This is a genomic window from Bacteroides caccae, assembly GCF_002222615.2.
In the GTDB taxonomy this organism is placed as follows: domain Bacteria; phylum Bacteroidota; class Bacteroidia; order Bacteroidales; family Bacteroidaceae; genus Bacteroides; species Bacteroides caccae.
Genome location: NZ_CP022412.2, coordinates 4,223,896 through 4,236,001, shown reverse-complemented (window position 1 = coordinate 4,236,001; position 12,106 = coordinate 4,223,896). Strand labels below are relative to the sequence as shown.

Annotated in this window: 8 protein-coding genes; 1 reads left to right on the top strand and 7 read right to left on the bottom strand. The window is 43.6% G+C overall.

What is annotated here, in order from left to right; translation table 11 throughout:
- Positions 1-9: 9 nt before the first annotated feature.
- The 3 genes from CGC64_RS17315 to sppA are packed head-to-tail and all read right to left on the bottom strand — an operon-like array spanning position 10 to position 3,665.
- The gene (locus tag CGC64_RS17315) at positions 10-819 is read right to left on the bottom strand and encodes a purine-nucleoside phosphorylase (RefSeq protein WP_005682822.1); all 810 of its coding nucleotides are present in this window, start codon (positions 817-819) and stop codon (positions 10-12) included.
- On the bottom strand, positions 758-1,876 hold the full coding sequence (gene lpxK, locus CGC64_RS17310; RefSeq protein ID WP_005679565.1) for a tetraacyldisaccharide 4'-kinase: 1,119 nt from the start codon (positions 1,874-1,876) through the stop codon (positions 758-760). The genes CGC64_RS17315 and lpxK overlap by 62 nt, the downstream gene beginning before the upstream one ends.
- 10 nt (positions 1,877-1,886) lie before the next feature.
- Positions 1,887-3,665 (bottom strand): signal peptide peptidase SppA, encoded by a 1,779-nt coding sequence (gene sppA, locus CGC64_RS17305; RefSeq protein ID WP_005679567.1) that lies wholly within the window; start codon positions 3,663-3,665, stop codon positions 1,887-1,889.
- A 215-nt stretch (positions 3,666-3,880) separates the two neighbouring features.
- Between sppA and CGC64_RS17300 the strand changes: the two genes are divergently transcribed.
- The gene (locus CGC64_RS17300; RefSeq protein ID WP_005679569.1) at positions 3,881-6,076 is read left to right on the top strand and encodes a GH92 family glycosyl hydrolase; all 2,196 of its coding nucleotides are present in this window, start codon (positions 3,881-3,883) and stop codon (positions 6,074-6,076) included.
- Between the two features lie 145 nt (positions 6,077-6,221).
- Here CGC64_RS17300 and CGC64_RS17295 read toward each other — a convergent pair whose 3' ends face one another.
- Genes CGC64_RS17295 through CGC64_RS17280 form a run of 4 tightly spaced genes read right to left on the bottom strand, consistent with a single transcriptional unit; the run spans position 6,222 to position 12,095 of the window.
- Positions 6,222-7,676, bottom strand: a complete 1,455-nt coding sequence (locus CGC64_RS17295; protein ID WP_032855574.1) for a hypothetical protein — start codon at positions 7,674-7,676, stop codon at positions 6,222-6,224.
- Between the two features lie 15 nt (positions 7,677-7,691).
- Complete coding sequence (locus CGC64_RS17290) at positions 7,692-9,188, bottom strand: hypothetical protein (protein WP_005679571.1); 1,497 nt, start codon at positions 9,186-9,188, stop codon at positions 7,692-7,694.
- A 20-nt stretch (positions 9,189-9,208) separates the two neighbouring features.
- Entirely contained in the window at positions 9,209-10,540 is a 1,332-nt protein-coding gene (locus CGC64_RS17285) for a SusE domain-containing protein (RefSeq protein WP_005679572.1), read from the bottom strand.
- A 19-nt stretch (positions 10,541-10,559) separates the two neighbouring features.
- Positions 10,560-12,095, bottom strand: a complete 1,536-nt coding sequence (locus CGC64_RS17280) for a RagB/SusD family nutrient uptake outer membrane protein (RefSeq protein WP_005679573.1) — start codon at positions 12,093-12,095, stop codon at positions 10,560-10,562.
- Positions 12,096-12,106 lie beyond the last annotated feature (11 nt).

The following is a 12,106-nucleotide window of genomic DNA, read 5'->3' as shown; positions in this document are numbered from 1 at the left end:
TTTTAATGTTTAGGCACGGTTGATAAGTTCACGCATGATAGTTGTCATTTTCGGTTGGGCGGCATCGGCTGCTTTCTGGACTTCTTCGTGCGTTACTTCCACGATCTTTCCCTCTACTCCTAAATCTGTGATAACAGAAATACCGAATACCTTAATTCCGCAATGATTGGCAACAATCACTTCGGGAACGGTAGACATACCTACGGCATCGGCACCTAGAATATGGAATAATTTATATTCAGCCGGAGTTTCGAAAGTAGGGCCTTGTGTACCGATGTAAACTCCGTGCTGAACCTTGATGCCTTTTTCTTCGGCAATTTCGTCCGCCTTGCGGATCAGTTCTTTGCTATATGCTTCACTCATATCCGGAAAACGGGGACCGTAAGGGATATTCTTTCCGCGTAGCGGATGTTCGGGGAAGTAGTTGATATGGTCAGTGATAATCATCAGGTCACCGATTTCAAAATCTGCATTCGTCCCGCCACTGGCATTGGATACAAACAAGGTTTTGATACCCAGTTCACGCATCACACGTACGGGGAAAGTAACCTCTTTCATTGAATAACCCTCATAATAGTGAAAACGGCCTTGCATTGCCATAATATCCTTATTGCCCAATTTACCGAAAATCAGCTTGCCGCTATGACCTTCGACGGTAGATATCGGGAAGTTAGGAATATCCGAATACTTTATTTCATACTTCTCGGTGATTTCGTTTGCCAAACTGCCAAGACCTGTGCCAAGGATAATGGCTGTTTCAGGACTGGTGTGCATCTTTCCTTTCAGGTAAGCTGCGGTTTCTTGTATTTTCTCTAACATAGTCAATAATATGTTGGTTAAATTTATCTTGTTGGTTCTGTAATATTTCTATTTCAATAGGCAGAGCATAGATGAACGGTTTTAATTCCGCATCCAAGTCCGGATGATTGATCAGGCGTGTGGCGTCTTTCTCGGTAGTGATAATCAACCGCCGTTTACCTTTTAACTTGTTGAATCGTTCCCTTATCTGTTGCATATCCTTATGGGTGAAGTCATGGTGATCGCCGAATGAAAGCAAGTCTATTTGCTTCGTACAATCTCCCAGTCTTTCGAGTATAGGGGCAGGAGAGGCAATACCTGTGATTAACAGGATATCAGTATCAGTCAGTAAAGATAACGCAATGCCGCCCTCGTTCGAAAATACGGGTTGCAAGTTACCATACCGGAACGACGAGAAGAATAGCCGCTGATACGGATAAAGGTTCAGCCGTTTCGTGATAATGTTATAATCAATCGGTTTGATATCCTGCGGACATTTAGTGACAATGACAATCTGCGCCCGGTTCTTTCCGCTGACGGGCTCGCGTAAACGTCCGGCCGGAAGTAAGGTGTCATCGCAGAAAAGACGGTGATAATCAGTCAGCAGAATGTTTAATCCCGCTTTTACGTGACGGTGTTGGAAGGCATCGTCGAGCAGGATAACGTCTGTCGAAGGCTCTTTCAGTTTGAGTAGCTTTTCTATTCCGTGGCAACGTTTTTCGTCAACAGCCAGTGTGACGGAAGAGAACTTTGTATACATCTGGTAAGGTTCATCTCCAATTGTTTTTGCCGTACATTGGGGAGTGGCGAGCACATAGCCTTTAGTACGTCGTTTGTACCCCCGGCTGAGGACGGCCACCTGATATTTATCATGAAGTAACTTTATCAGATATTCAGTGTGCGGGGTTTTGCCTGTACCTCCTACGGCAAGGTTGCCGACACAAATAACGGGAACATCGAAACTCTTCGACCGGAAGATTCCCCAGTCAAAGAGCTTGTTTCTCATCACTACCACTGCTCCGTATATCCATGAGACAGGGTATAGCCACTTATGTATCTTGATAAAGTGTTCGTCCATGCAGTACAGGTTATTTTATATTCAGTTCAAATGGGACGCGTGCCTGAATCATGGATTTTTCTTGCAGATTCTTCAACAGATCAAACTGACGGTAGTATTCGCCCAATTTGCTTTTCAGCAATTGTGCTTCTACGTAATTTGTCGGTTTAGTTTCAAACAGAGAGGAGAAAAAATCCTGTTTCGCCGGATAGGAGATAACAGTATAATTTTCAATATCCGCTTTGGCTACGGCGATATCCAATGCTTTGTCAATACCTCCAAGCTCGTCCACCAGACCCAGTTCCTTGGCGGCTTCACCGGTCCACACACGACCTTCGGCGATCTTCTCGATAGCTTCTTTAGTCATGTGGCGTCCTTCGGCGCAACGGCCGATAAATGTATTGTATCCTTCGGTTATCGTCATTTGCAGCAATGCTTTTTCTCCTTCATTGAAAGGACGCATGATATTTCCGAAATCCGAATATTTATTTGTTTTTACTACATCGTAAGTCAAACCGATTTTGTCTGTCAGCCCTTTTACATTCGGTACCATACCGAAAATACCGATAGAACCGGTCAATGTTGTCGGTTCCGCCACAATCGTATCAGCCGCACATGAGATGTAGTAACCACCTGAAGCGGCATAATCGCTCATGGAGACAATAACCGGCTTTTTAGTTTTCAGCTCCTTTACGGCGTGCCAGATTTGTTCGGAAGCAAAAGCGCTTCCGCCCGGAGAGTTAACTCGAAGCACGACTGCCTTCACATCATCATTGTCTTTCAGTTTGCGAAGGTCGCGGCTCACTTTGGAACCTACTATACCTTCATCAGAAGCAGATGAACCGGCATAATCGGTAATTTCTCCGGAAGCATAATAAACAGCTACGATATTGCCACTCTTATCCTTCGGTACATTTTTCCTCACATTGACCATATCGCTCAAGCCAAGCATAGGCAATTGATCGTCCTTGCCTATTTCTACCAGCTCTTTTAGATAGTTACGCACATCATTTCGGTAAATCAGCGTATCAGCCAATCCGCATTTTACACTTTCCTCTGCCGGATAGAACATTAGCATACGGTCGGCATAGGCATTCAATGAATCTACCGGGATATAGCGTGAATTGGATACACCTTCAGTCACTTGTCTCCAAATAGAATTGATATAAGCAGTCACTTGTTCCCGGTTGGCGGGGCTCATCTCGGTAGAAATAAACGGTTCCACTGCCGATTTGTATGTTCCTACCTTGAAGATTTGCATTTCTACACCAATTTTTTGCAGCAAATCTTTGTAGAAGACAGGAGCAGCGGCAATGCCACGCCACTCTATCATCCCTTTAGGATTGAGCAGCACTTTGTCGGCTACGCTGGAAAGATAATAAAGTCCCTGGGTGTAAGAGTCTCCATAAGCAATGATAAACTTTCCGCTTTCCTTGAAATCAAGTAGTGCATTACGGATCTCCTGTAAAGAAGCGTATGACGTTCCCAATGAAGAGGCCTGCAAGTAAATTCCTTTAATATTTTCATTCTCTTTTGCTTTTTTGATAGAAGAGAGGATATCGTCCAGACCGTATATATTGGAATCATCACTGAATAATTGTGATAGAATGTCCAATGGATTCTCTTGCGTGCGTTCGACCAACGTTCCGTTCAGATCGAGCATCATTACCGAATTCTTTTTTACTATTGTCTCCGTATCCGAAGCAGACATGATACCGAACAAGGTCACCATGCTGACAATAAATAATACGATACTTGACAGGATAATACCGGTTACTGTTGCAAGTGTAAATTTCAAGAAATCTTTCATTATGCTTATTGTTTTTTTGAGCCAGCTTATTATTAAGCTAACAAAGATAAATAATTGAGTTGTATTTATCCAATAAGTCGCAAGATTTTTTGTTTTATCACAGTGGAACGATAGATTGCCTTTGGAAATAAACGAATCGTACGGATGTCATGAGAGGGATTTTTTTTATCTTTGTCGCTGTCATTATGCGACATTAATTTAACATTATATTTACTATGAAAAGAAGAATCCCTCTTATGGCTGCTGCTTTGGCAGGTTTATTTTTCTATTCTTCCTGTTCTCCGACAGAAAAAGCGGAAACAAAAGATTATACCCGATACGTTAATACATTCATCGGTGCGGCCGATAATGGGCATACCTTTCCGGGGGCTTGTTATCCTTTCGGAATGATCCAGAGCAGCCCTGTGACGGGTGCAGTCGGCTGGCGCTATTGTTCCGAGTATACCTATCAGGATTCTCTGATTTGGGGATTCACGCAGACGCATCTGAATGGAACAGGATGTATGGACTTGGGTGATATTCTGGTAATGCCTGTTACCGGTACACGTACCCGTGCCTGGGACGCTTATCGCAGTCATTTCCCGAAAGATAAAGAAGCGGCTGCGCCGGGTTACTATACTGTGGAACTTTCCGATCCGCAGGTGAAAGCGGAACTGACGGCTTCTATCCATGCTGCCCTGCATCGATATACCTACAACAAAGCAGACTCCGCTTCTCTGCTGATAGATCTTCAGCATGGTCCTGCCTGGAGGGAAGAACAATATCATTCACACGTGAAGAGTTGTGAGGTGAATTGGGAAGACGCCCAAACGCTGACCGGACATGTCAATAATGCCGTATGGGTGAATCAGGATTATTTCTTTGTGATAAAATTTAATCGTCCTGTTGCAGACTCACTTTACCTTCCGATGGGAGAGACGGAGAAAGGGAAACGCATTGTTGCTACTTTCGATATGCAGCCGGGAGACGAGTTGATGATGAAAGTGGCCCTTTCCACTACGAGCGTAGCCGGAGCCAAGAAGAACTTGGAAGCGGAAATTCCTGCCTGGGACTTTGACGGAGTGAGAGACGCTGCGCATAATGAATGGAATAGTTATCTGAGCCGTATCGAAATAGACGGTACCGATGATGAAAAGACAAACTTCTATACCAGTTTCTATCATGCTTTGATTCAACCGAATGAGATTTCGGATGTCGATGGTATGTATCGTAACGCTGCCGACTCCGTTGTGAAAGCGGGAACGGGGACTTTTTATTCTACGTTCTCTTTGTGGGATACTTATCGTGCCGCTCATCCTTTCTATACATTGATAATTCCCGAACGTGTCGACGGTTTTGTTAATTCGTTGATAGAACAAGGTGAAGTGCAGGGATTCCTGCCTATCTGGGCATTATGGGGAAAGGAGAACTACTGTATGATAGGTAATCATGGGGTTTCTGTGATTGCCGAGGCCTATCGTAAGGGATTCCGTGGCTTTGACGCGGAGCGTGCTTTCAATATTATAAAGAAGACGCAGACTGTTTCACATCCGTTGAAGTCAAACTGGGAAGTATATACGAAATACGGCTATTTCCCGACCGACCTGATAAAAGCCGAATCGGTGTCTTCCACATTAGAGTCGGTATATGACGATTATGCTGCTGCCGACATGGCACGCCGTATGGGAAAAGAAGAAGATGCGGCGTATTTTGCAAAACGTGCCGATTATTATAAGAACCTCTTTGATACTGAAACCCAGTTTATGCGTCCGCGCAAAGCAGATGGAACATGGAAGGCTCCGTTTAATCCGAGTGCTTTGGGGCATTCGGAAAGTATAGGGGGAGATTATACGGAGGGAAATGCATGGCAATATACCTGGCACGTGCAACATGACGTCCCGGGATTAATCCGGCTCTTTGGTGGTGAAAAACCTTTCCTGAATAAATTGGATTCTTTGTTTACCGTTACTTTGGAAGGTGAAGGTCTGGCTGATGTAACAGGATTGATCGGACAATATGCTCACGGTAACGAACCGAGTCATCACGTAACTTATTTATATGCGTTAGCCGGTCGTCCGGAGCGTACACAAGAGTTAATCCGTGAGATTTTCGATACTCAATACCGAAACAAACCTGACGGACTTTGCGGAAATGACGATTGTGGTCAGATGTCTGCATGGTATATGTTGAGTGCAATGGGATTTTATCCGGTGAATCCGGTGAGTGGCGAGTATGTATTCGGGGCGCCCCAGTTGCCTGAAATGGTATTGCATCTGGCTGGTGGCAAGACTTTTACTATTATCGCAGAGAACCTGTCGAAAGAGCATAAGTATGTGGATAGCATTACTTTGAATGGTGAACCTTATACGAAGAATACTATCTCTCATGAAGATATTGTCAAGGGAGGAACATTGGTTTATAAGATGAAATAATTCTCAAAGTATTCTCACCGTGATGAGAAAAAATTCTCATTATGGTGAGAACTTTTTCTCATAGCGATAAGAATTTATTCTCACTGCGGTGAGAATAATCCCTTTATTTCTTTAGAAAATTTGTAATTTTTCATATAATTGTTTTTTATTGAATAACGATCTCATTAAGTAGAAACCAGCCTTTTTTTTCTTGCTTGTCTTTGATTGCCAGTTTAATTCCCGGCTGTTGGTCTTTTGTTTGGTCGATGATAGCTACAGCCCATTGATAAGTACCTTTCGGAATATCCGTGAAAGTAACCGGATAAGTATAAGAATGCACTGTGTTATGCAACCAGTCCGAAGGTTCTGCGTTGTCGTCTACCCATGTTTGCACTAGATTCCCTTGTAGGTCAAACAATGCAAAAGCCGGTTTATATTTATAATTCCAGTTGGGTATATTGTTAGGTAGATAACCATTTCCTGTATTTTTCCATTCGTGTGAAATGAGGACTGTCGATTTGGCTTTGGCACGGACTGGCAATGATACGCTGCATGGATATATCCGGTATCCTCCTTGGATAATAAACTTTTCTACCAGATCATTTGCCCGTTCGGTCCACCCTTTTGTTTCGGGGAGCTCTCTTAAATCCAACGTATTGAAATGTCCTTCAATGGCGTGTTGGAAGGTCTGTTTGTATACATCTCTCCATGTATTCATCCGATAACGTGTATCCGAGGTGAATGGAGTGCAATCATCGGTGGAACATCCCCAGTAACAGGATTCTCCGACAAGAAGTGTCTTTCCATACATATCCGCGACGATCCTCCTTTCTTCATCACTGAACCACATGCTTCCCAATCCGTCTCGTCTCATGCCATATCCTTTTCCGTCAATTGCAATTCGTTTTTCGGTGTCGAAACCGATTGGGCTGCCGAAGGGGAGCGTAAGAAGCACATTTTTGAAGTGAGTGGAATAGAGGGTTGTGAACCAGTCGAACACTTGCTCGAATTTGTTTTGGTCTTGCAGGATCACATGGTGACATTCTCCCCACCAACCAAGACTATATCCGTCTACAAAGTCTACAATATCCGGATTATCATATTCCTTGGCAAAGGCTTCGACAAACTTTTCCAGTTTTTCCTGAAAAATCGGATCATCCGGATAAGGTGTCCAAAGATCACCTTTCAATCCTTTTACGGTATATCCTTTTGCTCCGGCACGGCGTACGTAGTCAGGAGTTCCGGCACGCAGGTTATCCTGTCCGTTGTTGTAAATACGGAAACAGAGTTTCAATCCACGGTCTAAGGCACCCTGTATCAGTTTTTTGTAATTTTCATCATACAGCCAGGCGTATTTGCCTTCTTCCGGTTCCATGTCCGACCACCTCCAACGTACATAAAAGAAAGAAGCGTATTGACGGGCTGCCTCATCTTGGGCAGCCCAGTAAATATTCGCGTTTTGTACTTCATCATTAGCGTCATCATATACTCCCCAACCCATACAAGGGTTGCGAAGCAATGATACGGTGTCTTCCTGCAACTCTACCTTTTGACAGGCGTGTGAGCAGCTTGTAAGGATCACGGAGATAAGTGCAAATAGATATAAATGTATATGTTTCATGCTTTATCGGTTCATTTATTTAATAGTCATTTCACTGATAAATGTCCACCCATCCTTCTTCTCCTTATCTTTGATACCGATATTGATACCTGGTTGGTTATCTTTGGTCTTGTCGACAATAGCTACCGCCCATTGGTAATTGCCTCTGGAAATACCGTCGAGGGAAACCTCGTAAGTATAGTTTTTCCGTTGGTTAGACAACCATTGCGAAGGTTCGGCATCCTCGTCAATCCATGATTTTACCAGTTTGCCGCTCTCGTCGAACAAGGCAAAGGCCGGTTTGTACTTATAGTTCCAATTCTTCATGTTATTCGGCAAGTAACCATATCCGGTGTTTCTCCATGAGTGGGAGATAGATACGGTTTGGCCTGCTGAGGCTTCATAAGGCATGATTACATAAGTAGGATATACCCTGTATCCGCCGTTCAGAACAAATTTGCGGACAAGTTCCGGTGCCAGTCCCGTCCAGCCCTTTGTTTCGGTAATCGTCCTTAGGTCGAGTGTATTGAAATGATAAGTCTGGGCATGGTCGAAACTCTGATTATATACATCCTTCCATGATTTGAAGGAATATTTTGTGTCATTTTTGAAAGGTTCGTAAGCAGCCGTATATCCTCCCCAGTAAGCACATTCGCCCACCATTAAAACTTTTCCATACATCTCGTTCGCTACTTTCTCGTCATTTTCAGTAAACCACATACTTCCCAGACCGTCTCTGCGCAATCCATACCCTTTTTGGTCGATAGCGATTTCTTTTTCCGTATTGAATCCAATTTCGCTATTATAAGGTAATACCAGAATGATATTCTTGAAGTTCTTGGAATACATCGTTGTAAACCAGTCGAAAGTCTCTTTCTTCTTGTCAGAATTCAGGTACTTGATATGTGAGCCTTCGCCCCACCAGCCTAAAGAGTGCCCGTCGATAAAATCTACGATATCCGGGTTATCATACTCTTTGGCGAATGCTGCGACAAACTTTTCATATTTCTGCTGAAAGATAGGATCGTCGGCATAAGGAGTCCATAGTTTGACTTTATTTTGTCCTTCGACTTCATATCCTCGAGCACCTGCGGTACGGACATATTCGGGAGTACCTTGGCGGATATTGTCCTGTCCGTTGTCATAGATACGGAAACATAACTTCAATCCCCGGTCGAGCGCTCCTTGAATCAGCTTTTTATAGTTATCGTCATAGATCCAGGCATATTTTCCTTCCTCCGGTTCCATTTCCGACCAACGCCAGCGTATATAGAAGAAAGATGCATGGTTGCGTGCAGCTTCGTCTTGTGCAGTCCAATACTCTTCTGCGTTGGCTACATTGCCGACAGCATCGTCATAAAGTCCCCAACCCATGCAGGGATTACGTAGCAGACCACTTCTGTCTTGTTGCAGGTCAATAGCTTTTGAACCTTTGGGTATGCCGTTCTGACCGGATTCCGAATCGGAATCGGAACATCCGGCAAATAATGTCAGACAACACGCCAGTAATATTTGAAAGTAATATCTTTTCATAATGATTCATGTTTTATTAGTTATTCTGCATAGATATAGCGCATGACGGTTCCTTTAGCCCAGGATACCCATAATGTTTCGCTGTTGTCATGGATTAAAGCTCGCCAGGGATCGTTCCAGGTTGCGGGATCGCCCAAGTCGGCGGCCATAAAGTAGAATTTTTCCTGAGCCAGTTCGATTGCGTCCCTATCCAAGTTCCATGTACCTGCTGAAGTAAAGCTCAGTCCCCATTCATTCAGATGTTCCTGGCCGGTAGGATTTTTATAATAATAGACAGGATCTTTAAGAACATTATACCCGCCATTCTTTCCGGCTTCGGAGAATAAATAATTCCATTCCGCTTCGGTCGGTATTCTCCAGCCTTTCGGGATAATCCGGTCGCGAATCACGAAACTGTAATAGGTACCGATTGCTTTAATCCAGTCTTCTCCAAGGGATTCGGGAGCATATCTGTAATATTCGGCTTCGATTTCCGTTCCATCCGGATATCTGGTAGTATTCAGATTTTGGGCTGTCCACACTTGCGAAGTTCCGTCGGAGAATGTCACGCGGACTACGGGATAAGTGATCGTCTCATCTCCACGTTTGTCAACAAGACGCATCATGTCGTTTGTGTATAATGTGTTGGCGACACGCGAAATAAGTGCCTGATCTGTATTGTTACGTACATTCCAATAAATAGTATTGGTCCGGTAACGCTTGATAGACAGTTTTTCGATTGTCTGTTCCATTTCTTCGTGGGTGATCGATATATTTCCTGTTCCTTTGGTCGGCAGTTCTACGAAGTTGTCCATTTCCGGATCTAAAGAAAGAAGTACCGTACACTCTGTATCATTACCGATTCCTGAAGCATCCCATTCAAATTTTATTTTGGTTTGTGTAGCGTCTGCCAACAAAGTGGCTGTCGACATATCTTCAGGAGCAAGCAAGATACTTTTCATTCGTCTGGCTTGTAGCGTACGAACTTCTGATGCGGCGGCAGTCTGGTTATTTTTATCTTTTACAGTCCAGTAAATGAGTTTTTCATTTCCGGATTTAATATCTAACTTGGAAAGTAATTGGTTGATAACCAGTGTTGATATATTGCAATTTTTTCCTGTCCCTGCTTCTACGGTAACTTGTTTCACAAGGTCCTTGGTAGTGCTGAATATCAGTACGGAACCTTGTTCCGAAGCCTTATCCCAAGTAAATTCGTATGAATCTTTACTTTCATCGTTTAAGTCCATAGTTGCTCCTTCGGCGGGAGAACTCAGATATATGCCCGACATTGGAATTGTGATATTGGTCTTATAATTATCTTCGCAACCGGCGAACATTAGTAGCCCGATGATGCTATAAATTAACTTTTTCATGTTTTTTTCTTTTCAGTGATTAATAACCGGGGTTCTGTTTGATTATTCCCTTACCTTCATCAATAATATCTTGTGGAATAGGGAAGCGGTAACGGTCTTCATCCACAAGCGTTTGTTTACCCATTGATTGAGCCTTCTTTTTGATAGCTTCCACAAATAATCCATAGCGGATCAGGTCTTGGCGGCGGTTTCCTTCGAAATATAACTCCCAACCTCTTTCGTCCAATACAGCTTTCAGAAATTTGTCCACACTGTTCAAATCTTGTAGGCTGTATCCTTTGCCCGGAAGCGATCGGGTACGCACTTCATTAAGCAAATTAACAGCTTCCTGCGTTACGGCATTCTTGTTGCGTACAATAGCCTCTGCTGTCAAAGTGAGCACATCGGCATACCGGTAGATAATCCAGTCTATTTGTGAATCTTCTCCTGTACAATCCGGATCAAATTCATATTTCAATGGAACTGCTCCTAAATATAATTGAGCGGAAGGATCCGGTCTGTCATTCTTTTCATTATGTACCACTCCGTCTTTACTGGTATATTCGTATGCAATCGTCAGCAAACGTCTGTCTGCCGGATCAAAGGTCTGCATAAAATCCCATGAGATTTTATATCCGTTCCATTTGGTCATTTTATCTAGATAAGAAGTGAAATTATAGTCGTTGGGTAATACATGAGGTTGCCATTTGTGTTCCTGATATCCTTTGGCACATTGGCAAGCCCAGATAATTTCCGGGTTCTTCTCATTTGCCAGCGTGAATATATCTTTGTATTCGGGCACAAGTTCGAAACCATATTCAGGTTTCATCAGTTCGCGTCCCTCTGCTTCCGCCTTGTCCCATTGCTTGGTCAGCATATAGAGTTTTAGCAAAACAGTATGTGCCAATCCGGCTGTAAAACGACCATAGTTCTTATCTCCCTTTTTGTAGTTGGCAGGCAGTACTTTGCTTGCTTCTGTAAGTTCAGTCTCGATATATGTCTGCATTTCTTCCTCGCTGAGTCGGGGGAGAATTTTCTCAGCCATAGGATTCTTGAGTGTTTCCAGGTCGGCAATGGGGATTGGACCGTAGAAATCATAGAGAAGGTATGCCAGCCACCCCCTGCCCATACGAAGTTCGGCGATGTATTGCTGTTTGAGGGCATCGTCCATTTCAATATCGTTCAACCGGTCGATAGTCAGAGTCATTTTACTGATATCGTTTACATAGGCGTAGCTCTCAACAGTCAGCCAGCTACCGGAACCGGATATCTTGAGGGTGTTCCAGTTGGCATAGTTGATGTGGTCCCAACCCCAGTTGCACATTCCGTAATCGCTTGCTTCGTCGCTGACGATTTGTATGCCTGTTGCTATATTGAACAGACCTCCATAGCCACTATTTTTAAAGGTGGCGTATGCGGCAGACGTTGTGATAGCGTCAGCGTCTTCTGCCGTTTGGGGGAAGATACTGGTATTGATATCACCATAGTTCTCGGAGACGAGTTCACACGAAGCGTTTATTCCTGCGATGAGGCAGCTTCCGAGAGCAAGATATATAAGTTTTGTAATTCTTTTCATGTTCAATTCTT

Bases quoted from the DNA above. Each gene is read 5' to 3' on its own strand.
- CGC64_RS17285 (WP_005679572.1), bottom strand. From the start codon at position 10,540: ATGAAAAAGTTAATTTATAGCATCATCGGGCTACTAATGTTCGCCGGT.
- CGC64_RS17295 (WP_032855574.1), bottom strand. From the start codon at position 7,676: ATGAAACATATACATTTATATCTATTTGCACTTATCTCCGTGATCCTT.
- CGC64_RS17315 (WP_005682822.1), bottom strand. From the start codon at position 819: ATGTTAGAGAAAATACAAGAAACCGCAGCTTACCTGAAAGGAAAGATG.
- CGC64_RS17290 (WP_005679571.1), bottom strand. From the start codon at position 9,188: ATGAAAAGATATTACTTTCAAATATTACTGGCGTGTTGTCTGACATTA.
- lpxK (WP_005679565.1), bottom strand. From the start codon at position 1,876: ATGGACGAACACTTTATCAAGATACATAAGTGGCTATACCCTGTCTCA.
- CGC64_RS17300 (WP_005679569.1), top strand. From the start codon at position 3,881: ATGAAAAGAAGAATCCCTCTTATGGCTGCTGCTTTGGCAGGTTTATTT.
- sppA (WP_005679567.1), bottom strand. From the start codon at position 3,665: ATGAAAGATTTCTTGAAATTTACACTTGCAACAGTAACCGGTATTATC.
- CGC64_RS17280 (WP_005679573.1), bottom strand. From the start codon at position 12,095: ATGAAAAGAATTACAAAACTTATATATCTTGCTCTCGGAAGCTGCCTC.